The organism is Altererythrobacter lutimaris (genome assembly GCF_013371495.1).
Lineage (GTDB): Bacteria > Pseudomonadota > Alphaproteobacteria > Sphingomonadales > Sphingomonadaceae > Erythrobacter > Erythrobacter lutimaris_A.
On the sequence record NZ_JABWTA010000001.1, the window covers coordinates 944,468 to 968,321 of the forward strand.

At 58.4% G+C, this 23,854-nt stretch carries 14 protein-coding genes; 8 read left to right on the forward strand and 6 right to left on the reverse strand.

Features of this window, described 5'->3' with window-relative positions; translation table 11 throughout:
• Positions 1–172 precede the first annotated feature (172 nt).
• Both HUO12_RS04560 and HUO12_RS04565 read left to right on the forward strand, forming a co-directional pair.
• Entirely contained in the window at positions 173–868 is a 696-nt protein-coding gene (locus HUO12_RS04560) for a hypothetical protein (protein ID WP_176272474.1), read from the forward strand.
• A 396-nt stretch (positions 869–1,264) separates the two neighbouring features.
• On the forward strand, positions 1,265–2,128 hold the full coding sequence (locus HUO12_RS04565; protein ID WP_176272475.1) for a transglutaminase-like cysteine peptidase: 864 nt from the start codon (positions 1,265–1,267) through the stop codon (positions 2,126–2,128).
• On the opposite strand, the gene HUO12_RS04570 is transcribed toward HUO12_RS04565, so the two are convergent.
• From HUO12_RS04570 to HUO12_RS04595, 6 genes are read right to left on the reverse strand one after another with little or no spacing between them, the layout of a single operon-like run.
• Positions 2,129–3,406 (reverse strand): HlyD family type I secretion periplasmic adaptor subunit, encoded by a 1,278-nt coding sequence (locus HUO12_RS04570; RefSeq protein WP_176272476.1) that lies wholly within the window; start codon positions 3,404–3,406, stop codon positions 2,129–2,131.
• On the reverse strand, positions 3,403–4,428 hold the full coding sequence (locus HUO12_RS04575; protein ID WP_217905170.1) for a cell wall hydrolase: 1,026 nt from the start codon (positions 4,426–4,428) through the stop codon (positions 3,403–3,405). The genes HUO12_RS04570 and HUO12_RS04575 overlap by 4 nt, the downstream gene beginning before the upstream one ends.
• Positions 4,425–6,581 (reverse strand): type I secretion system permease/ATPase, encoded by a 2,157-nt coding sequence (locus HUO12_RS04580; RefSeq protein WP_332310368.1) that lies wholly within the window; start codon positions 6,579–6,581, stop codon positions 4,425–4,427. Before HUO12_RS04580 ends, HUO12_RS04575 begins: the two co-directional genes overlap by 4 nt.
• A 39-nt stretch (positions 6,582–6,620) precedes the next feature.
• Positions 6,621–8,024 (reverse strand): TolC family protein, encoded by a 1,404-nt coding sequence (locus tag HUO12_RS04585; RefSeq protein WP_176272477.1) that lies wholly within the window; start codon positions 8,022–8,024, stop codon positions 6,621–6,623.
• Between the two features lie 11 nt (positions 8,025–8,035).
• Positions 8,036–8,764, reverse strand: coding sequence for an OmpA family protein (locus tag HUO12_RS04590; protein ID WP_217905171.1), 729 nt, complete (start codon positions 8,762–8,764; stop codon positions 8,036–8,038).
• A gap of 25 nt (positions 8,765–8,789) precedes the next feature.
• Complete coding sequence (locus tag HUO12_RS04595; protein WP_176272479.1) at positions 8,790–17,561, reverse strand: Ig-like domain-containing protein; 8,772 nt, start codon at positions 17,559–17,561, stop codon at positions 8,790–8,792.
• A 1,133-nt stretch (positions 17,562–18,694) separates the two neighbouring features.
• Between HUO12_RS04595 and HUO12_RS04600 the strand changes: the two genes are divergently transcribed.
• The 6 genes from HUO12_RS04600 to HUO12_RS04625 all read left to right on the forward strand — a co-directional run bounded on the left by HUO12_RS04600 (position 18,695) and on the right by HUO12_RS04625 (position 23,852).
• Entirely contained in the window at positions 18,695–18,892 is a 198-nt protein-coding gene (locus tag HUO12_RS04600) for a Flp family type IVb pilin (RefSeq protein WP_176272480.1), read from the forward strand.
• A gap of 159 nt (positions 18,893–19,051) precedes the next feature.
• Complete coding sequence (gene cpaB / locus HUO12_RS04605) at positions 19,052–19,951, forward strand: Flp pilus assembly protein CpaB (protein ID WP_176272481.1); 900 nt, start codon at positions 19,052–19,054, stop codon at positions 19,949–19,951.
• A gap of 4 nt (positions 19,952–19,955) precedes the next feature.
• Positions 19,956–21,434, forward strand: coding sequence for a type II and III secretion system protein family protein (locus HUO12_RS04610; protein WP_176272482.1), 1,479 nt, complete (start codon positions 19,956–19,958; stop codon positions 21,432–21,434).
• Positions 21,424–21,708: a hypothetical protein gene (locus HUO12_RS04615; protein WP_176272483.1), complete on the forward strand. Its 285-nt coding sequence runs from the start codon at positions 21,424–21,426 to the stop codon at positions 21,706–21,708. Before HUO12_RS04610 ends, HUO12_RS04615 begins: the two co-directional genes overlap by 11 nt.
• 24 nt (positions 21,709–21,732) lie before the next feature.
• Positions 21,733–23,349, forward strand: coding sequence for a TadE/TadG family type IV pilus assembly protein (locus HUO12_RS04620; RefSeq protein ID WP_176272484.1), 1,617 nt, complete (start codon positions 21,733–21,735; stop codon positions 23,347–23,349).
• Positions 23,349–23,852 (forward strand): TadE/TadG family type IV pilus assembly protein, encoded by a 504-nt coding sequence (locus HUO12_RS04625; protein WP_176272485.1) that lies wholly within the window; start codon positions 23,349–23,351, stop codon positions 23,850–23,852. Before HUO12_RS04620 ends, HUO12_RS04625 begins: the two co-directional genes overlap by 1 nt.
• Positions 23,853–23,854: the final 2 nt, after the last annotated feature.

Below are 23,854 nucleotides of genomic sequence, written 5' to 3' on the forward strand. Positions count from 1 at the left end.
TTGGCACTCACTCACTGGCTTGGTCGCGGAGCACGGCGAACGACCAGTGAGCCACAAGGGCGACCGCCCGCCCGCAGCGAGGGCAGCTTGCCTGCCCGGAAGCGAGGAAATCGCACCCACGGATGTGGGTGCATGAAACAAAAACTCTCCCCTCCCCCAGGAGCAAACCTCAATGACCAATCCCCCCATCAACAAACGCGCTACGCCTCGCCAGGCCACCTCCGCCGTGGCCTATGAACACGAGCCCCCTGCCCCAAACGATCCGCTGCTCGCTTTCCCGCCCTACATCCACAAGCAGCCACGGCGTAACTCCATCACGCCTGACTTGCAGCGCGAGTTCATTGCCCATCTCGCCGCGACCGGCATCGTCAACTCTGCCGCGCGCCACATCGGCCGCTCTATGGAGGCGCTGTACAAGCTGCGTCAGCGGCCCGGTGCAGAGGGCTTTGCCCATGCGTGGGACAAAGCGGTCGACTATGGCATTACACGGCTGGAGGACTCCGCGCTCGCCCGTGCGATCCAGGGCGAGGAGCGTGCGATTGTCTCGGCCGGCAAGATCATCGGGTACGAGCGGCGCCATAATGAGGGGCTGGTGATGTTCTTTCTCAAGACCCGCATGGCGGAACGCTATGGCCCTGAGCGGGAGAAGCCGACGGACAAGATCTATGCCGAGCTGGAGGAGCAGGCGATGGAGGTGGCGCACGCCTATATCAGCGAGCGGACGCGGCATAATTTAAAGAGCCTTACCGCGGTGCTCGACCATATGGTGGCAAACAAGCTGGCCGGGCGCGCTCCTGCCGAGGGGATGGATCCGCACCGGACGCTGATCGAGAATGCGGAAATGCTGGCGGGGAGAGAGGGTGATTAGTTTTTGATTAGCCTCAAGCGCCGGCGTTCGCATCCGCTCACTTAGGCTTCCGCCCTACCGGGCGGCGCGCGGTCGTGCGCTGACTGCCGTGACCAGGAACCAAACGGCGAACGACGAGTGAGCCGCAAGCCCGACTGGGCGTCCGCAGGTGCCCCGCAGCGCAGCGGAGGGAATAGCACCGAGGATGAGAGCGCGGATGCGCTCTCGAAAAACATACGTGAGAATACCTAACTTAACCGCAATGTTTCGCTCACACCTTGCGGGCATTAACCATTGCGAGCTGCCTCCAAGCTCGCTGTCCCCTATCCGGCAAGGCGGTGCCGCTAACCGGCATTACCTTGCCGGTAACCTTATGTGCGAACCGCGTGGTGACAGGTTCTCCTCCAAATCGGAGCGATGTTCAAAGCGCGCTCCCTTCTGGCAACAGCTGCCGCCGGTCTCAGCCTTGCGGCTGCGCCTGCTGCTGCCGCTGCGCCTGCGCTGAACCTGTCCGGCCCTATCGCCATGCCGCTGGTGGCAGCGGGCATGTCGGGCCTCGACTGCGGTGCGCCGCAAGCCGCGCCGGTTTCAAAGGCGAGCGCGATCCTCGGCGTAGAGATGAGCGCGCTTGAACGCATGCGTTTGCAGCAGGAAGGCGCCTCGGCCGCGCCTGAGCCTGCGCTTGCTCCGACGGCTGCGTGTGCTGCAGAAAGCTTTGCGATAGCCAAGCCAGCCGGACAATTTCTCGGCACAGAGCGTGTTGCTATCGGCAAAACCCGCTTCGACCGCGACTGGAACCGCGCGCTGCGCAAGACTGTGTCGGAGCGTGATGCCGTAAAAGCGCTGGGCTCGCTGCCCACTGATCGGCGCGCATTGCTTTCGCGCGTCAATGGCTGGGTGAATGACAACATCGCCTATCGCAGCGATGGCCGCCGCGACAAATGGGCGGATGCCCGCACCACTTTGCGCAAAGGCTATGGTGACTGCGAGGACTATGCGATCCTCAAGATGCAGCTGCTCGCCGCTTCTGGCGTGCGCAAACAAGACATGATGTTGACCCTGGCACGCGACACAATGCGCCAGGTTGACCATGCGGTGCTGCTGGTGCGCGTTGATGGTGCATACGGCCAGGACGAATGGGTGATGCTCGATATGCAGAGCGACCGGGTGGAAAGCGCAAGCTACGATTATGGCTACCGCGCGATCATGAGCTTTGCCGCCGATCAGAGCTATCTGCACGGCAAGGCGTACGCGCCTCGGCCCAATCTCGCGTTGAGGTAATTACCTCTCCGTCATCGCTTCATTGAGCGCGCGGGTTACAGGCTTCAACAAGTAGCTCAACACTGTCTTCGAGCCGGTGATGATCTCCACATCGCAAATCATACCCGGCACGATCGGCAAGTCCTGCCCTCCCCGTGTGAGGAACGCGCGGTCAGTTTCGATCAGGACGGTATAGTACGTCTCGCGCTCGGCCTCGTCATAGATGCTGTCCGCACTGACATTCTGCACCCGGCCGGACAGCCCGCCATAGGTCGCAAAATCGTATGCGGTGACTTTGACATTGGCCTCATCGCCGACTTTGATGAAAGCGATGTCTTTCGGCGCCACGCGCGCTTCGACGAGCAATTTGTCGCCGACGGGCACAACCGCCATGATTTGCTCGCCCGCATTGACAAAGCCGCCCACGGTGGTGACCTGGATATTGTTGACGATGCCGTCAGCAGGCGCGCGCAATTCGTTACGGTTCCGTCGAGCCTCTGCCCCGCGAATGGTCTCTTCATTCACAGCGATCTGCTGATTGATTTCAGAGCGTTCGTTGAGCGCTTGCTGCTGGAATTCGCTGCGAGCTGCATTCAAATCCGCTTGCGCCTGACGCACAGCGGCTTGCGAGCGCCCGACACTTTGCCGAGCGGCAGATAGGCGGCCTTGCGTATCCACCAGATCGCGCTGCGCCGTCAGCAATTCCGTGCGCGGAACGATGCCCTGACGCGCCAGCGGTTCAAGCATATTGACTTGATCCTGCGCCAAGCGAACGCTGTTCTGTAGCGTGCTCACAGTGGACTGCGCTTCCGCCAGATCGCGGCGGCGCTGCTCGACAGCCGATGCGAGCGAGGCCTGCTGACTGCGCGCCGTTGCCAAGCGCACTTCCTGCAAGCGACGTTCATCGGCACACAAAGTACCCTCTACGCATCCAAGCTCGCTGCCCGATGCTTCGCCTTCCAAACGGTTGGCGCGCGCGGAAAGGCGCTCATTTTCTGTCTGCAATCTGGCGAGTTCAGAATCGGCAATCTCGTCATCCAGCCGGACAAGCAATTGTCCCTGCTTCACGCTCTGCCCTGCCCGCACGAGGATTTCCTCGATCACCGCAGGCTCAGCCGATTGCACCAGCTGTTCCTTGGACGACGGGATAACCTTGCCTATCCCGCGCGTGACTTCTTCCGTTTGGGCAACACTCGCCCATGCGATCAGCACGAACAACGTCGCACCGCAGATCGCGATCAGTTTCCGGTTTGCATCCCAGTCCGAGAATGTCTCAAACCACTGACGGATACGGCTCATCGAGCGGCCTCCTCAGCAGCCACATTGCTCTGCACGGCAAGCGATGCCTGATAGGTGCCACCGGCATTCACAGGGTCGGGAATGGAAGGCCGCCACTGCTTGGTTGTGTCGATCCGCCCGCCCACATCGCTTGGTGCGTGACGATCCTTCACATCAGGAGCAACCGTAAGACCTGGTGTGTACTCCGGCTCGACTTCAACCGACGCATTGAGCCAGCGCGCGCGGTCAATCGTCGGGATCGCCTCGCGCCCTGCCCAGTGCCGCGTGAAGGCGCGCGGCTGCCCCGCAGAGCCCGGGAAGCGGTAGAAAATATGGACGCCGACCTTCTCAATCTTGTCCAGCGTAAATGCCCAGCGCGGCAGGACATAATCCGCGTGATAGTGCGTGGCCGACCCTACCGAAGGCTCGACAAAGCCTGCCAATGCCGCTTCCGCAACCTTTCGGGATTCACCCCATTGATTAACCAAAGGGGTACGCGCGAGCGAGCCGTCACAGGTAAAGCTGAATTGGCAAACAGGCTTATTGACCCCTTCATAGACGACGCCGCACACCGAGCCCGGATAGGCGGGATGGCGCAACCGGTTCAGCACAACTTGTGCAACCGCGCGCTTGCCTTGAAGTGGTTCGTTCGCCGCTTCGTAGTAGATCGCCTGCGTCAGACATTTGAGCGCGGTGTCATGCGCGCCGGTTCCCTTACCAATCACGCTGAACGCACCCATTTGCTGAAGTGGCGTGCCGGATACCGGAATCAGCGCATTGCGTTCCTGCGCGCTCTCACCTTCGACGATGTTTTCTGCCTGCGTACCGCTATCAAGCGATTTGAGCTTCGCGACTTCGCGGGCCTGCGTGGAAATACCGGTCTCTGCGCGTGTCGGATCGGGCTTGCCGATCACGAATGCGAGACCGATCAGAACCGCTGCGCCGGCTGCGCTGCCCGCGACATAGCGCCAGGCACCTGAGGCTTGCCCGGGCGCCTCCGTGCGTTCTTCGCGAACATGGTCCTTGATCACGGTGCCGCTCATGAGGTCATGCCTCCTGCGCCGCCGGCACGAGAGAGGATCTCGGCCTTGCTGCCGTCTGCAACGACTTTGCCTTTGTCGAGTACAACGATGCGGTCGACGAGGTCGAACAGCGCGGGACGATGCGTGGACACCAGCAGCGTCTGCCCAGGCTCCAGCGATTCCTTCACCCGTGCAACGAACTGCTTCTCTGTCTGCGCATCCATGGCGCCGGTTGGTTCATCGAGGAACAGCAGCTCGCTTGGGCTGACGAAAGCACGCGCCAATGCTAGGAAGCTGCGCTGACCGCCGGAAAGACGGCGGCCCGCTTCACCCACTGCACGGTCGAAACCGCTATCATCGCGTGCGAGGAATTCATCCGCACCGCTCATACGCAGCGCCGCGAACAAGCGCTCGTCTGAAACGCCGGGCTCACCCAGCGCCAGATTGTCTTTGATCGATCCTGTAAACAAGGTCGCGTCCTGCCCTACAAAACGGAATGCTCGACGCAAATCCTGTGGGCGGAACTGGCGAGAGTCGATGCCATTAACCAGAAAAGCGCCGTCTGTGGGCTGATAAAGTCCGCAAATTAACCTTCCGAGCGTCGACTTTCCCGATGCGACACGCCCGATGAGCGCAACCTTTTCGCCGGGAGCTATTGAAAGGTTGATCCGATCTAATGCAGCGGTCGGAGCTTCAGGGTAGGAAAAGCTCAGATCTTCCAGTTTGAGCGATGCGTTGCGCACGGTTGCTGGGAGTGAAGAAGCGCCCTGACGGCGCTCGTCCGGCACGTCGAACAGGGTCTCGATGGATTCCAGCGTCTCTTTCGCCTGCCGGCCACGGGTCAGCAGGAATGCGATTTGTCCTGCCGGGGCGAGCGAACGCGATGCGAGCATCACAATCGCGATGATTGCGCCCATAGTGATGACGCCTGCATCAAACAGGTAATAGCCGCCGATAATCAGCGCGATGGTGCAGAATTGCTGGAAGCTCTGCGCGAGGCCCACTGCGACTGACTGGATGTTCTTCAAGCGGATCTGGGAGTGGCTGCCGATCTCGGCAAGATTGTACCAGCGGCCCATCATCGCACGCTCGCCGGTCATGGACTTAAGTGTCTCCATGCCCGCAACCGATTCCACCAGCAGGGTTTGCTGCAAGCCATGGTCAGCCTGCGCATCGCGTGCGGCGTCCGTGACCTTTTGCTGCAGCCGCCATCCGGCGAAGGCCATCAGGCAGATGGCAACGATCGGAACCAGCGCGAGCCAGCCTGCGATGTAAGCGATCACAGCGACGAACAGAACGAGGAATGCCAAATCCACCATCAGCACGATGGTGGTCGAGGCGAAGAAATCTCTGACAACCTGATATTCAGAGACGCGCGCGGCGAGCCCGCCTGTACTGCCTTGCTTAGCAGAAAGCGGGATGCCCATGACCCGGCCAAAGATCTTCTGGCTCAATTTGATATCGAGCCGCTTGCCGATCTGGTCGATCACATTGGTGCGCGCGGTCCTGAGCGCAAATTCCATTGCGAATGCGAGCAGCACGCCAATGCCAAGCACCCACAAGGTCGAGACAGCGCGGTTGGGGATCACGCGGTCATAGACGTTCATGGAGAAGAGCGGCAGCGACAATGCCAGCACATTGATGATCAGCGAGGCGACAAGCACAGGGCGGAACGCCTTGCGCTCTTTCCTTAACTCGCCCCAGAACCAGTGATGGCGGCCTTTTGTATGCCATGGCGATTCCTGCTCACGCAGAGCGTCGGGATCACCGAAGACTGTGTAGAACGTGCCGGCATAGTCGGCTTGCACAGCGTCCCGGTCGAGCCATTTGGCGCCGGAGCCGTCCGCTTCGCCCTCTTCAGAGGTCCAGACCAGCAATTGCTCGTCCTTGACCTCGTGGATGACAGCAACGCTGCCGCCTTCGCGGGTTATCAGTGCGGGATAGTCCGCATCGGACAGCGGGAGCTTCTTGCGGGTCAGTTCTTCGAAATCGAGGCCGGTCAGTTCGATCGCTGCGCCCGCCTGGTGGAACGGCAAACGCCCCTCGACATCGCGGGCCAGCGAATCAAACAGCGTCGGGGAAAACGCGAAGCCATAACGGCGCGCCAGCTCCCCGATCCCCAGTATCAGCGGATCATTGTCGTGCAGCGCCTGTGCATCCCGTCTCTGCAGCACGATAATCCCTCACCTTCTTAGCCCCGCAAATACAAGGCCTTACCTATCGTAGCGACGATAGTCGGTCTCCGCCTCTTTCGGCGGGCCGTAATCGAAGCGGTCACGTTCGTTCATTCCTGCGCCCGTGCCCGGAGCCACATTGAGCGAGCTCAGGAACGTATTGGTCGCAGCCAGGATCTGGTATTGCGCAAAAAGTTGAGAAAAACGTGAAGTTTCAAGCCGGACCTGCGTGTTGAAGCGCGTGTTCTGCGCATCCAGCACATCGAGCAGCGAACGCCGTCCGACATTGAACTGCGCGCGGTAGCTCAGCAGCAAGTCATCGCTGACCTGTGACTGACGCGCGAGCGCATCGCCAACGCGGCGCTGGGTCTGCAGAGCAGTCCAGGCATTGGCCGCATCTTCTTCAGCCTGGCGCACCATCTCATGCAGACGGTAGCGAGCCTGCGAAGCGCGGTGCACCATCTCCTGATACTTGCCGCGTGTCTGGCCGCCATTGAAGACATTCCAGCGCAGATAGACCCGCGCCTGAACATCGTTGGTAGAGCCATTGAAGCCGTCAATGTCCTCGCCGATCCGGCCGCGAACATCAGCACCGATAGTCGGATAATAGTCGCCCTTGGCTGACATCACGAGGCCGTGTGCTGCATCAACATCAGCCTGTGCTTCACGAACCAGCGGGTTCTGCGTGCGCGCCATGCCGATGGCTGCGCCTTCAGTCGCCGGCAGCGAGGTTGCAAGATCAGGTGGTAGCGTCGGTGCAGTGATGGTGAGGCCAGTCAAACGACGCAATGCGTTGTTCGCGACTTCCATCGCTTCCTTTGATTCTTCAGCGCGAACGATCGCTGACTGCAGGCGCTCTTCAGCCTGCTGCAGGTCCGCAACCGAAATCGATTCCTGACGCACGCCTTCAGCCAGATCATTCACGAGAGCCTGGTGGAATGCCTGGTTGTCCGCAGCCGCAGCAGAAATCCGCTGCTGAAGCAGCACGTCGAGATATTGACGCGCAACTTGCAGAGCGACGAATTCCGAACGCTCGACCACGCGAAGCGATGCACCGTCGACGCGCGCTGCCTGACGCAGTAGCTCGCCACGGCGACGACCGAAGTCAAAGATCGTCCAATCAATCGTACCCTGCGCTTCGAGCGGATAAAGCTCGTCGTTTGAGATACCGAGATTGCGGCGCGTGCGGTTTTCCAAGCGTCGGATACCGGCAGACGCCTCGACATCGACCCGCGGCAAATACAGCGATTGCGCTTGCTCACGCTCGAATTGGATTGCCTCAGTATTGAACTGAGCTTGCAGGATCTCCGGGTTGGACATCATCGCGATTTCAATCGCTTCCTGCATCGAGACAGAACCGTCAGCGGTTTGTGCCATCGCGGCGGGCGAAGCAGCAGCCATCAGAGCCACTGCGGTAAGGCCAATAAGTGTGTTCTTCATCATCCTGCCCTCTCTCAGCGCACTGAAATCTCAACACGGCGGTTCTGCGGCTCGCGCACACCGTCGTCGGTTGCAACGCGTGGGCTGCTCTCGCCTTCCGCGCTGCTGGTAATCAGACCGGCATCAATGCCTGCACTGCTCATTGCGTTCGCGACAGCTGCAGCACGCTCTTCCGACAATCCGATATTGTAAGCGTCTGAACCTGACCGGTCAGCATGACCCGTCACCCTGAAACCGCTCCAACCGCACACGGCGAGGTTGTCTCGCGCAAAAGCGATTGTCTGATCCGCCTCAGCCGGAACTTCACTGGAGTCGAATTCGAAGAAGACGAGACCAACAACGTCATTCTGACATTGTGACGGCACCTCTTCGCGCGCAGGAGGCGTTTGCACCACCACTGGTGGCGGAGGCAGCATCTGCATTAGCTCATGGGCACGCGCACATTTGCCAATCGAAACAGGATCTTTCGTCGAGGACTTGAGATAGCCCAAAGCGATGCCACACTGGGTCTTGGTCTCAAGCGCCCAAAGATAACGTGGATCATCGCCGCCGATCAGTTCCGGGTTGTTCGACGCAGCAAGGCCATCATTATGGCGCGAGCCAATCTCGCCTTCCAGGCTGTCCTCGCTCATCCCCATCAGCTGATCGAAATCAGCCGCTTTGGTCTGAGCAAATGCCACTTGGTGACCACCCATGGCCAGAGCCAGCGACCCGAAGGCCACTCCCACTTTCATCCACCGCATATTCAATCCCCTGGTCATAGTCATATTAGCCTACCGAAGCGGCTACGGCCGCTGCCTCTGCGGACAAGTCAGCCAGTTGCGTTGCATCGAACGCAAATGCACTGCCGTCAACAGTTTGTGTGAGTGAAGCCTCACCAAGAATGGACGAAGCGACATCAATCGGCGAGCCGTAGTCGCCATTGTCTGCCAGCGTATCGAGCAAAGCATCGACCGCGCTTTCCGCCATAATGTCGTCGAGAATTGCGACAACATCGACAGTCTCGCCCGTTGCAAGGCCGGTCGCATCCGCAAGATCCGGCGTCGCTTCCGAACCTTCCGAGAGATCGAGCAGGGCTTCCATCAGCCCTGCGCTGCCGTCTACCGCCAAGGCATCTCCAATCGGAGACACAGTGGTCGCGATTGCCGGAGCATTCAGATCCAGGCCGAGCTCGAAGCTTGAGGTATTGCCAAGCTCAGCCGCGAAATCTGCAAAGCTGGTTGCTGGTGCTTCGATAGCTTCGGCCAGGCTGTCGGAGCCGAGCTCAACCGATCCGAAGCCGCTTTCAGCGCCGAGAACGTCTGCGTTCAGTTCCACAATGGAGCCAAGTGGAGGCTCTGCGAGTGGAGTAGCAACGTCGCCAGTGGAATTGGAGGCCAATCCGTCCGCAAGTGTGAACGAAGTGTTGCCAAACTCAGAGCCCATTTCAGCGAAATTAACCATAGCAAAGCCAAGACCAGCAGCAGCGATCTGACCAGACGCAATACCGCGTTGATCGGACGCCTGATTGTCATTGGCAAGGCCTGCGCCAGTGCCGAATTGGGCTGCACCCTCGTCACCTGCGAGTTCCCCATCGACCAACTTCAAGAAGGCCTGAACCGGCTCTTGAACGTCAGCCTTTGGAACCCCCGCATTGTCTTCAACTGAAGTCAGGTCGATACGCAAAATGGCCGTGTCGGTGTCTCCATCGGCGTCTGCGACCGTATACTGGAAGTTCTCCATACCGGTCGGTGACGTCTGTGACGGGACATAACTCCAGTCACCGGTTGCGAAGTTGAAGGTAAACTCGCCGCCCATGGCTGTTGTGACCGTGAACGTGTCACCAGCGATCGTTCCACCGCCCGGGGCAGTGATATCGGTCCCGTCAAAGCTGTAAATGCCGCCATCAACGCTGATCGAGACGATCTCGATACCGTTGGATGACGGTGTATCATTGTCCAGGACATTGCCGGAAACCGGCTGGATGACCACTGTGACAAGACTGTCGAGAAGATCGTCAAAATCCTCGATAAGGATCGGGTCGCCTTCCCCGTCAATATCGACCGCACGCAAACCGCTTTCGCGAATGCCGTCACCGATGCCGATAGCCGTGATCTCAAAGTCGTTATCCGCAACGAACTGCGTCCACAACGCTTCAGCATCATCATTCAGCGCTTCACCATTGGGTCCGCGGCCGCGCGATGGACGACCGTCACTGATGAAGAACATCTGATTCACATCGCCAGCGGTCGGATCCCAACTTTCTGTCAACTCGGTCAGGGCTGCGGAATAGTTGGTGCCGCGCGTCAGTGGACGCGTGCCGCCAGCTTCCGGATTGATGGAGTCGAGCAATGCAACAACGTCTGCCAGACTGTCGAAAGTGCCGAAAGTCAGCGCGTTCGCGTCGAACCCAACCAGTGTGATCGTGACCGCACCGTTGGTGCTGTCGAACAGCTCGGCAGCCGCCGCTTCTACAGCTGTCAGCTGGGTGTTGAGTTCGGTGTTGTCGATGCTGGACGAGAAGTCGAGCACGAAAGCAACATTCAGATCGAGTGCTACGTTTTGCGCATCAAACAGGTCGTCCTGAGCAATCGGAGCATCATCGCCAATATTGATGACGAATGTATCGCTGACCGGATCGCCATCGCCGTCGGTAAGCTCGATCGTGACCGGAATGTCGATATCGACATTGGTGTCCGTCACGCCCAGATCACTGAGGTTCAGCTTAACCGAGCCGTCTTCCTGATAGGCGTCGACCCAAGCAATGCTGAGACCCGGAGGCGCAATGATGTTGACTGTGGCAGAGCCATTGCCGCCACCTGAACCCGTCAGCGTGAATTCCTGCGTCGAGCCATCCGAGAAGTGCGCGACGAAGTGCGTTACATCGCCATTGCCAAAATTGCTGACCGAGAAGCTCGCAGAAGTAGCATTTAGCAGGTTGGTACCGCCCGGAGGTGTGTAGCCCCCTGCCCCGTCATAATCATCGAGGCTGCCAAAATCGAAGCGCAGGAATTCGCCTGTGTCGAAGTTGTTGTTGTTGACGCCAAAACCTGCGGTCGAACCATTGACGCCAGGGACCTGAGTGAGATCAGGATTGCCGCCATTCAGCCAGTCCGTAAGCTCCGTTCCAGTGAATTCACCGCCATTGCCATTCGGCTCCCAGCCGGTCACGAACACCAGCTCGTCACCTGTCGTGTCCTGCGAAACGAGGACTGACTGGCTGGGGCCAACGCCAAATGCACCGTCGGACAGCAAGTCGATCAGTGTCGTATCACCATCGAGCGGCGTGATGAGGTCGAACTCATACTCGCCTGAAGTACCAGCGGTTGGATCAACCGTGACTGTGAAGGCAGCCGTATCGCCGGTATCGAACTCGCCATTGCCGTTTGCGTCGACGAATGCCGTCAGGACATTGCCATCCTGCACTGTGGTCAGCGCTTCGCCGCCTACTGTGAGGCCGGTCGTGTCGACAGTGATGGTCACATCAGCAGACGGTCCGTCTGCGCCTGCTTCAAAGTTCAAGTCGCCGACAACAATCGGAGCGTCGGGATCATTGCTCGTCCCTGCATCTGCGATTGGCGCGGTGAGGATAGGGCTGTCATCTTCCAGCGACACAGTGATAGTGGTCGGCGTTGATGCCGTGCCATCGCTCACAGTGACCGGCACGACAAAGCTCTCGACATCTTCGACGCCGGTTTCATCGTGGAAAATCGGATCAAGAAGCTCGACCGTATACGTGCCGTCGTCAGATGCTGCGACGATCACAGACGGATCATTCACATCGCTGACATAGCCGACCAGCGTGTTGCCGCCGTCGATCACGGCCCATGTGAGAGCAACGGCCGTGCTGCCATCAACAATGCTGATCGTCTCTGTCGGGATGCCGAGTGTCACGTCGAGCGTGTCATTCGTGTCCGCATCAGCAATCTGGAGATCACCTGTCAGGAACGTCGCGGAGTTGGTGGTATCGGTCGGTGTGCCCGCATTGTCCGGGTTGCTGTCTGCAAGACCTTCGTCAGACACAGCCGCAACGCCTGCAACGGCCGTCGGAGCGTCATTCGCGCCGTTGATCGTGATTGTCAGCGTGACTGTGCTGGTGTCGCCGTCACCATCTTCGATCGTGTAGATGAAGGTGTCGGTTTCGCTCTCGCCATTTCCGAGGCCCTGCACTGCAGCGCTGTTGACCACATAAGTGTAGCTACCGTCCGCTGCGAGCGTCAGAGTGCCCCATGCGCCTGCAATCGGCGTGCCAGGCGCGCCTGTAGCGGGAGCAGACGTGTCATCGCCCAATTCAACGCCAACGACGCCACCAGCTGGAGTGGTCGTCGCAGGACCATCGGCGCCGAAATCATCAGCTGTGCCGTCGGTCAGGACATTGCCGCTTACCGAAGCATCATCTTCGCCAACCGAATTGACGTCAGCAACCGCGACCGGGCCATCGTCGGCAAAGCCAACCAGACCGCCAAGGTCGAGCGCTTCGCTATCGCTAACCACGTCGCCATCACTATCGGTGATCGTCGCAGTCGCCACGAGCTCTACCAGCCCACTTCCCAGCAGCACAGCGTCACCGTCAAACGGAGCGCCATCATCGCTCACGCTGTGGTCGACTTCAGCATTCTGCGTAAGCGTGATTGTGCCGTTCGCATCCACAGTCAGCGTGAAGATCACGCTTGCATCGTCCGCCGCCGGCTCAGTCGCCGAGGTCGAACCGACGATCGTGCCATCATCGCTCACATAGAGGAAGATATCCGCGCCATTGCTGTTGAGACCGCTATCGGTTCCTTCAGCAACAGTCAGGCCCAGAGCGTAAGTCGTCTCAAGCGTGCCAGCGCCATCTGCGCCGAACAGCGAGTCCACAACTGCGAAGGCTCCTGAGAAGTCCGCGCTGTCCGTATCGCTCGCAGCGCCAATCGTGTCGGCGTCCTGCGTCTCAAGCGCCATCGGCGCGCCTTGCGTAAGGCCAAGATCGACCTGCGGGATGTCGTCGATCACGCTGACGACAATCTCGCCGCTGCCGATGATGTTGCCATTGGTGTCTTCAACACGGTAGCTGAAGCTTTCAACGCCATTGGCGGTGTTGGTGTCTGCGCCGGGCGCATCCGGATCGTGATCGAATGGAGTGTCGAGGACATAGGTGTAGCTGCCGTCCGGATTGAGCGTCAGCGTACCGAACGCACCGTCAGCTGGATCTTCCAGAATGTAGACCAACGGTCCAGTTGCGCCGGTGACGGTGATCTGTCCCGAGCCGCTTTCGCTGGTGTCGCTGTCATTACCGGCATCGCCATCAGCCAGTTCGCCAGTGCCATCCATCAGGCCTGCTTCATTAACAGTAACGTCATTGTCGCTGACTTCGCCAGCCACGTTCGCAACGTTGATTACCAGTTCAGCGGTTGCTTCATCGCCGTCTCCGTCACGGATTGTGTAGGTGAAGGTGTCCGTTTCATCTGTATTAACCACATTCGGGTTTGCGACATAGGTGTAAGAGCCGTCGGCATTAAGCGTCAGCGTGCCGTACTGGCCTTCGATGACGAAGTTGCCGTCGCCATCCGCTTCACCGTCGCTAATGCCTTCATTGACGCTTGTAATGCCGACAACCGCGCCGCCAGCGGCATAGCCGTCAGCACCCGGGTTATCGACGCCATTCCCGTCATCATCGGTCAATACGTTACCGCTGGTTTCACCACCTTCGGTTACCGTATTCGTGTTGTCGGTCGCTTCCGGAACGTCATCGATGACGTCCACATCTAGCGACGCTGTGCTGGTCGAACCGTCGGTGTCCGTCGCTACAACTTCAAAGCTGTCGGTCAGCGGATCTTCGCCGGTCGTTGGCGAGTGATCCAGAGTGTTCTCGTCAAGGACATATTCGTACGCCACTTCGACCGAAGTGACATCGCCATTGTCGTCAACCGTTGGCGTGACACCGGTGATGCGGATCGTGCCGTATTCACCTTCGATCTCGACTGGATAGGTGACGCCGTCCCCAAAGACTTCGACACCGCCAACAGTCAGCGTGTCGAGGCCTTCAGGACTGTCGACAGAGAAGGTGCCATCCGGCGTAAGCGCGGGCTCGTTTGGAGACGAGCCTTCGGGCAGATCGTCTTCGTCGACGGTTTCTTCCGAACCCTGACCGTCAAGGCCATTGATGACCACCGGATCGTCAACGCCATTGATTGTGATCGTCACAGTCGTGGTCGCCGGGTCTCCGTCACCGTCAGTGATGGTGTAAGTGAAGACTTCGCTCAGCGTCTCAGTGCCGTCGAGGCCCTGGACCAACGGATTGACATTATCGAGTGTATAGACATAGTCGCCATTGGCAAGGATCGTGATCGAGCCATATGCGCCGGTGACCGCGCTTCCGACATTGCCGTTTACGTCCGCGCCAACATCGCCGGCAGCGACACCCGTTACGCTCGCGCCGTCCGCCCCGGTTACGTCGGCAACACCGTCGGTGGTATTCGTATCAAAGATGCCAATGTCGATGCCGGTAACGACGTTACCAGTCGCAGTCAGCGGGCCATCTTCCGTAACGGAGTCTTCGTCTGCATTGGCTGTCGGTGCATCGTCGACAATTGCGATCTCGAGAGTGCTTTCTGCGAAATCGTCGTCATTGTCTTCGACGCGAATTACGAAATCATCCGACGTGTTGTCACCACTCGTCGGGCTGGTCAGCTCGTACGTGTAAGTGATCGAACCGTCTGCGATTGCATCGATGGTCAGCGTGCCATGCGCGCCTGTGAAAGTCTGGCCAACCGCGGTTACTTCTACGCCGTCGATCAGGACGCGCGCAACGCCGTCGCCAGCCGCAAAGGTGAATGTGCCGGTGGTGAATTCGCTGTCTGTGTCAGCAGCTGAACCGGCAGGCGGACCAGCAAGACCGTCTTCGTCAACAACCGTGCCGCCTGCGCCTTCTGCCGGAAGGTCAAGCGTGACCGGAGCATCGGCAATGTCGATGACCAGCTCAGCGGTAGACGTGTCGCCGTCGCCATCGGTGATGGTGTACGTGAACACGTCTTCGACGCCGCCTGGCGTACCCGGATCGCGGGTGTAGCTGTACGTGCCGTCGGCATTGATCGTGAGAGTACCGTAAGTGCCCTGCACTGTCTCACCGGCATCGCCTGAGCCAGCCGAACCAACATAGCTCGTGACAACCGCATCATCAGCGCCAACAGTATCGTTGGTCAGGACACTGCCTTCAACCGGACCGAATTCGCCAGCTTCAATGCTGTTGCTGTCATCGAATGCTTCAGGTGTGTCGTCGACGATCGAAATAGTCAGCGTCGTGCTGTCCGTGCTGCCGTCGCTATCGACGACTTCCAGTGTGAATTCGTCGGTGGTATCGTCGCCGGAAGTGTTGTCGGTCAGCTCGTAGCTGTAGCTGTATTCGCCATTATCGAGCGTAATGGTCAAAACGCCGCGGTCCGTCGTGACCGTGCCGCCATTGGTGACATCAACACCGTTGATCACCAAAGATGCGAGCGTGTCATTGCCTGTTTCGATAGCGATAACGCCGGTTGCGATTTCGCTGTCGCTTGGTTCATCCGAACCGGCCGGTTCGTCACCGCGTGCTGGCAGGCCAGCTTCGTCAACGTCATTGTCGCCTTCGACTTCGATGCTGATCGGAGAATCCGGCTGGATTGTCAGCGTGACAGTTGCGGTAGAAGTATCGCCATCGCCATCAGTGATCTGATAATCGAAGGTGACTTCTGCAGGATCGCCTGCAGCAGGCGTGTAAGTGAACGTCCCGTCGCCATTGTTGACGAGGGTGCCGCTGCCGGTGAGCGTGCCTTCAACAAGCTCGACCGTTGATGGCTCAACGCCGTCCGCGCCTTCGATGTCGTTCTCAAGAACGTTGACAGTGACAGGATCGTTTTCTTCGACCTGACCCGCCGCGTCATCGAGCGCTTCAGGCGCATCGTCGATGATAGTGATTGTCAACGTGTCGGTTGCTTCGTCGCCGTCGAGGTCCGTGACAACCAGCTCGAAATCAACCGAAGTGTCATCGCCATCGGTGTTGTCCGTCAGCGTGTACTCGTAAGTCAGCGTGCCTTCGCCCGCCACAGGATCAAAGGTGAAACCGGTAACGATCAGCGTGCCTGTGTCATCGGAGATGATTGTCTGAGGCAGACTGCCTTCTTCTACAACGACACCGCCAATTGAAACACTGCCGAGGCCATCGGGCGATTCAAAAGTAATCGTGCCGACTGTGGTTTCGCTGTCGCTTGGCTCGTCCGTGCCTTCAGGCTCGTCACCGCGCGCAGGCAGGCCTTCTTCGCTGACTTCAGCGCCGGCGCCAGTGCTCGGTACGAATGTGATAGTGGTCGGCGCATCGCCGATGTCGATGGTCAGCGCAGCGGTCGCCGTGCTGCCGTCTGTATCGACGATGTCGTAAGTGAAGACGTCCTGCACACCGCCGGGCGTGCCGGGATCGCGCACATAAGTGTAGCTGCCGTCTGGGTTTAGCGTGAGAACGCCATACTCGCCCTGGAGGCTTTCTCCGGGAGCAGCGGTGCCGCCGTCATTGGAGAAGCCGGTAACTGCGCCATCTTCGGGAAAATCGTCAGCGCCCGGAACGTCATTGTCGACAACATTGCCGTCGATCGGGCCGAATTCGCCCGCAGGTACTGTACCTGTGTCGTCGGTCGCGATTGGCGCATCATCGAGGATCGCCACCGTCAGAGTTGCAGTCGCGGTATCGCCATCGAGGTCTTCAACAGTGACTTCAAAGACATCCGTCGTATCGTCACCCGTCGTGTTATCGGTCAGGCGATATTCGTAGGTGACTTCGCCTGTCTCGAGATCAATGCCGGTAACCGTGAGAACGCCAAGATCTGTAACGATTTCTTGGCCCGGACCTGTAATCTCGACGCCATTTATCGAAATCGAGCCGATTCCGTCAGGCGACGTGATGACAATCGTGCCGGTCGTTGCTTCGCTGTCGCTTGGCTCGTCCGTACCTTCCGGCTCGCCTTCGCGCTCTGGCAGTCCGGCTTCGTTGACGCTCGCCTGAGCATTCACAACGCCGATCGGATTGTCCGGCGTTTCAATGACAATCTCCGGCTCGAAATCTTCGAACGGGATCGTCTCTTCTTCTTCTTCCTGAGCGGCAGGCAGTTCAGTGTAAGGGAGCAAATCACCCAGATCGAACGGATCCTGGATCGCGCCTTCATCACCGGCAAAGTTACCGCCAGAGCTCGGTGTCTGATCTTCAGGACCAGCTTCAGGGTTCAATTCGGCATCGTTGAGAAGCGCAGCAAGCGTAAGAGGCGGTACGGCAACGCCTTCAACTACGAGTTGCGGAACGATGATTGCACCGTCAGGAATGACCAGCTGGGTGCCATCAGCAAGGTTAATGACCAAATCGCGGCCGTTAACGGTAATATCGTTGAGAGAAACGCCTTCAGGCAAGACAACAATTCCGTCCGCATCAGGCATCAGGACTTGCCTTGCAGAAGAGGGGCTTGCTTCGCTCTCTTGATACAGACCTGAAGTTTCAACCCCTCCAGCATGCGCCATCTCGCCACGATCGAAATCGCCGTTTTTGCTGCCGTTGAAATCCGTCATATTGCCGTTCCTTTATTCAGCCCGCCACGGGCTGCTCAACCTTCGCTCGGATGACGCCGCAAGTGCTGTTTCGTATGTCGCTGAAGCTCAGCAAACTGCGGTCGAGACGGATACGTCTTCCCCACTTTCCCAACAGTCTTGCGGCCCGTCCTTAATGTTTCCGGTTACGAAACGACTCGAGTCGCTCGCCTGGAAATCTGTCTGATCGAAACAAACAGTGATTATGTATCCTTGCAAGCTTGGTAACCATATATTCGTCTCGTTTCGTCGAACTTTCTCCGAAAATGAGAGGTTTAGCGGGCCCCGAATTCGACATCGTGCCGAAATGGGACGCATGTTGCTGCAATTCTGCATCGGTTCTCTGCTGGCTAAATTCAGCTAACTTTTGAGCGATGTTGCGCTGGCGAAGCCTTACAGATTTGCGGCCGGTCGCGGTCGAAACGGTTCTGGGTCACGCCGTTTCGATGGGGACGCTAGCGAGGCTGTTTAGTGCCACTCTCTCTCAGGGTCACTGGAACCGGATCTTCGCATTCTAGAAGCGAGATAATCGCATCAGTCTGCGCCGCAGATCGGTCAAGTAGTCGCACGCAAAACGCCATCTGGAAACCCTCCTCAGTCCGCAATAAGCATAGGTCTCCGCCAAACCGATGGAATACGGACAAGCACGGATATCGCGGCTTGCGGCTACCGAGTTGCATGCTAGGTTGAGGGACTAATGCGGGCCTAGCTTCATCCCAGCTATGCAGCCACGACTCGGAACCAGCGCAATGTGAGCGTTAACCATGGACTTACACCACTTCGCTGCCCAAAAACCTTCTACGTTAATCATTTCCGTTACGACAATTAGGCCTTAAACTACTGTTTTTAAGGGAAACTACCTGAATTCGTAAATTGAATTGACCCTCAGAGGCTAATTGTAGAGCATTATTGGCAGTTCCGAGGGGAACCTGCGTGATGAACCGGTGCGATGGCCCGGTCTCAATAAGACAATAAGGGTCGCGCCGGTTCCGCATACAGTATCCCCTCTCGGGGCCAGCAAATCCGGAAATAGATGCCGGCACGCTGACGAACTTGGACTGCACGGGGGAATGGACTTCAAAAAATCCGTGCGTTTTGAAATGGGGTAAAACCAAATGACTTTTGTAAAATCTTTCCTTCGTGACGATTCTGGCGCTTCTGCTGCTGAATACGCTCTGATCCTCGCTCTGGTTGGTGCTGGCATCGCTGTTGCATCGATCGCACTGGGCACCGCGATCTCTGACACGATGGACGAAGCTGCTGACTGCATCGACGGCACAACTGCTGCTGCGAGCTGCATGCCAGCTGGCTAATCGATAGCCGAAAACAAAAGATGGCCGGGTTCCCAAATCGGGACCCGGCCATTTTTGCCCAATTCATACAATTCCGTTCCGCTCGAAGAGTGTTAACGTCTGTTTACCGATTCGGATGAATGACATCTGGATCCTTGGGGAACAGTAAGGGGGGTAATTATGAGGGGACGTAACCTCCTCATCATCGGATTGGCTGTCTTTGTCGGCTTAATCGCGGTGTATTTGGCTAACTCGTATTTCTCAGCGGCACAGGACCGCCAGAATCGCGAGGCAGAAGCCAACAGGATGGCGCAGATCGTTGTTGCAACGCAGGACTTCGAGTTCGGCACGCAACTGGCAGGCACTAACCTCGCCTTACGCAACTGGCCGGCAAGCTCCGTTCCGCAAGGGGCGTTCGTATCGATCGAGGAGGCGACACGTGGTGGACGCGTGGCCCTGCGTCCGATCACAGTCGGTGAACCTATTCTTGCAAGCAAAGTCAGCGGTGAAGGTGGCCGCGCGACACTTGCTTCCATTCTTCCTGAAGAACTCCGCGCCGTGGCGATACCTGTCAATCAGGTGTCTGGCGTCGGCGGATTTGTGCGTGCGGGCGATGTCGTAGATGTCTTGCTGACCCGCCAGATCCCGGGTGATGGCGCTTCTGCTGCGGATCAAATGACCAATGTGGTTCTCGAGAACGTTCTTGTTCTTGCCGTTGACCAGGTTGCCGATGAAAATCAGACAGACCCATCGGTTGGCACGACAGCAACACTACAGACCGATATTATGGGCGCACAGAAGTTGGTGCTTGCGGGGCAAGTCGGCTCGCTGAGCCTGGTGCTGCGTAATGTAGAAAACCAGCTTGTCGGCGCGACTGATGTCGTCACGCCAAGCGATCTGGGCGGCGCAGGCTATTACATTCCAGCACGCGACGTCGGCGGATCGGCAGCAGCGCCTACTACCGCAGAAAGCTCGAGCGCCGTGGTTACGCTACCACGGCGTCCGCGCGGCCCGACAATGTCGATCATTCGCGGCACAGAGCCGACCACTTATGAAGTTAAGCGCAAGCGGGGGAATTAAGGCCATGCGCAGTAACATGAAGCTAGTCGCAAAGGCGCTGACGCTGGGCTCTGCCCTTGCTTTGGCCCCTGCCCTTGCTACCCCTGTAATGGCGCAGGATAGCGAAACCTCGATCCATGCTGGATCGGTTGAAGTGCCTGTCAACAAGAGCCAGGTAATCACGGCTGATCGCGCAATCTCTCGCGCAATGATCGGCAATGATGAGATTGCTGACATCTTTCCGATTTCAGACCGTTCGGTCTATGTGCTGGGAAAGAAACTCGGTACGACCAGCCTGACACTCTATGACAGCCGCAACAATGTGATGGCTGTGATGGACGTCGCGGTTGGACCGGACGTGATCTCGCTGCGTGAGCAGGTCAATGCGCTCATGCCGGATGAGCAGATCGATGCGCGCATTTCGAATGAGTCGATTGTGCTGTCTGGTACGGTCAGCAGCGCTGGTGCAGCCGACAAGGCGGTTCAACTGGCGCGGGCATATGCTGGCGATAATGTCGTCAATCTCATGAGCATGGGCGGCAGCCAGCAAGTCATGTTGGAAGTTCGCTTTGCTGAAGTCAGCCGCAGCGTTGGCAAAGAGCTTGGCGTCCGCAGCTTTATGCGCTCCAATGGCGGCCGCTTCTCCGGCGTAACAGGTACAGGCGCGAGCCTCACCCCCGGTGAAGTGCCCACGGGCACATTCGGCAATGGCGTCCTCGAAGTGGATTCGGTGACCGGAGCATTCGGGATTATAACTCGAAGCTTCGGCGACGTGCTCGGCCTTAATGTAGATGTCGCGCTCGATGCACTTGAAGAAAAAGGCATGTCGAAAACACTGGCAGAGCCGACCCTGGTCGCGCTTTCAGGTGAACGCGCAGCGTTTCTTGCCGGTGGTGAGTTCCCAATCCCTGTTGCGCAAGCGATTGGCGGTCAAGGCGGCGGTGCTGGCGGCGGCGGAAGCGCTGCTATCACTGTCGAGTTCAAGCCTTTTGGTGTGAGCCTCGGGTTCACGCCTACAGTGCTCAGCGATGACACGATTAATCTCCTGGTGGAACCGGAAGTCAGCTCAATTGACCCGAGCGCGTCCATTTCCGTTGGCGGCTTGACGATCCCTGGCCTTCAGGTTCGTCGCGCCAGCACCATGCTGGAACTGCGTGACGGCGAGAGCTTCGCGATCGCTGGCCTGATCCAGCAGGATTTCGAGACAACGGTGGAACAGGTTCCGCTGCTCGGATCGCTGCCGATTATCGGCTCGCTGTTCCGCTCTTCAGGTTTCCGCAAAGGCGAAACAGAGCTTCTGATCGTGGTTACGCCGCGACTGGTTCAGCCAATCCGGCCTGATCAAGTACGTCTGCCAACCGATCGCGTTGCTGATCCGGTTCAAGCGGATGTCTTGCTCAACGGTACGATGTATCGCCCGCAACCTGTCGCACCGAATGGATCGGTTCCGACATCGAGCGATGCGTCCGCAAATGCAGCAGAGGAAGATGGATATGATTATTGATCGTCGGATAATTGCCGGACTGCTCGCTGCAACAGCGCTGACTGGATGTGCGAGCGTAGCGGACAAAGAGTTCGTAGGCTATCAGGACCCGGGCTTTGGCGAAGCGAACCGTGCCACATATGCGGCAATGGTCGTTAACCCTGATCCCAAATACGATAAGCCGATTCCGGCAAGCAGTGCGGAGCATGCTGCCCAGGCCATCGAACGCTATCGGACTGACGCTGTTAAGCGGCCCGAGCGTGTAGAAACGACTGACATTGGCGGCGGCGGCTGAATTTGAAACAAATGGTGCAAGGCAATGACACAACACAAGGTGAAGCCGTTTAAGGCTAAACGTTTCTGGCAGGATCAGAATGGCGCGGTTGCAGCGACCTACGCCCTTGCGTTGATACCCATCATTGCTCTTGCCGGTCTGGCGTTTGACTATACGCGCCTGGCGGGAATGGACACCGAGCTGCAAAACGCTGCCGATCAGGCGGCGCTAGCAGGCGCAACGCAGCTCGACCGGCGGGCGGGCGCAATCAATCGCGCGACCGCGGCGATCCAAGGCGGCCTCGTCGCAAACGAGACATTTTTCGCGAACGATTCTGCCGACCAGACCGTCGATGTCACAGACGTAACGCAAATCGTGTTTTACCCGAGCCGTGCTGATGCGGAAGCCGGTACCAATCCGGTCGACAAGAATGCGACAGATGCAGACTCGATCGCTCGTTTTGTCGAAGTGACGGTCGATACACGCGCAGCGAACTATGCGCTGACGCCGATCGTCGGTGCGGTCAGCGGTAGCATCAACGCACAAGCAGTGGCCGGGCTCGGCTCAGCCATTTGCCGCATTCCGCCGCTAATGGTCTGCAATCCGGATGAGCCGGAGACAGGTACAGTCACGACGGAGACACCGTTTGATATCGCGTCGCGTATTGGAGATGGCTTGCTGACCAAGCCCGGCGGCGGTTCGGGAGGCTGGGGTCCAGGCGTGTATGGCTATCTCAGCGTTGGCGGTGACGGCGCAAACGAAGTGCGACGAGCGCTTGGTTGGAATACCCCAACGGGCAACTGCATCTCGCAGGACGGGGTCGATGAAGAACTGCTGGTAGACAACCAGCCCGGCAACATCGCCAGTGGTCCGGCTGCTATCAACACTCGCTTTGATATTTACGAGGCCAATGGCTGTGTGGATGGGAATGGCAATTGCTCACCCGCCTTCAACGTGCGCAAGGACCTTGTGCGACCGGCCAATGCCGCCAATGATACCAACTCCTGCAAAATTCAGGGCGGCGAATGGACCGAGCCTGCAAACCCCTATCGCCCAACCGATCTGAGCGGTGTTCCTGCAACGACCACGATCGACTCCATGGGACACCCGCGGGATATCTGTCACGCACTGGAAGATAGCAATCCCCTCAATTGCAAAGATGACTTCTTCGGCAATGGAGTGTGGGATCGCGCCGCCTATTTCCGCACGCATTACGGAGCCGCGTTCAACTGGCAGGGCAACGGCATGCTCGGACCTAATGTAACGCGCTACGAAACATATCTTTATGAAATCAACAATCACGGTACTGCGCTCGCCGATACGCCTGCGGGCGCAGCCGGAAACCAACTGACAACGCGCAACAAAGCGGTTTGTGGTCCAGCGTTAGGAGCGCCCGCTTCAACGTCGACTGACCGCCGAGTGATGTCTGTCGCTGTCATCAATTGTCGGTTGCACAACGTCAACGGACGTGAGCGCAACCTGCCGGTTCTCACATGGATGGACGTGTTCCTCGTCCAGCCGTCCTTGAATCGTGCGAGCAGCGGCAAATGGACCGGCAAGGATGACATCTATGTCGAGATCATCCGCGAAGTGGACATTAGCAATTCCGGCACATCGGGCGGACCGTTGATCCGGCGTGATCAGCCGTATCTGGTGCGCTGATGCGGAAAGCTTCACTTCTCTTATGCCAGAAAGGCGCAGCGGCAGCTGAAATGGCGCTGATCCTGCCGTTAGCTGTGCTGATCCTTTTCACCACGCTAGAAGGCGCGCACTATTTTTACGCGCAGCATCAGGTTGTCAAAGGTGTGCGCGACGGTGCCCGCTGGGGCGCGAGGCAGGACTTTGCGAGCATTAATTGTCAGAACGGTACCGCAAGTTCAGTGCCGACCGCCATCAGAGACAGCATCCGCAACCTCACGCGAACGGGTCAACTGACTGGCGGCGAGCCACGCGTACTCGGCTGGGAAGCCGGTGATATCACCGTATCAATCACGTGCCCGACCGACGCCACATCGCAGACCGGAATTTACGATTCCACAGATCGCGCCCCGCAGATCAATGTCGCTGCCACAGTGGACTATGTGTCGCTTTTTGGCGGTGTCGGCGTGATCAATGATACGGCCAATCTGCGGGCAAGCCAGCAAGCCACAGTAGTGGGGATTTGATC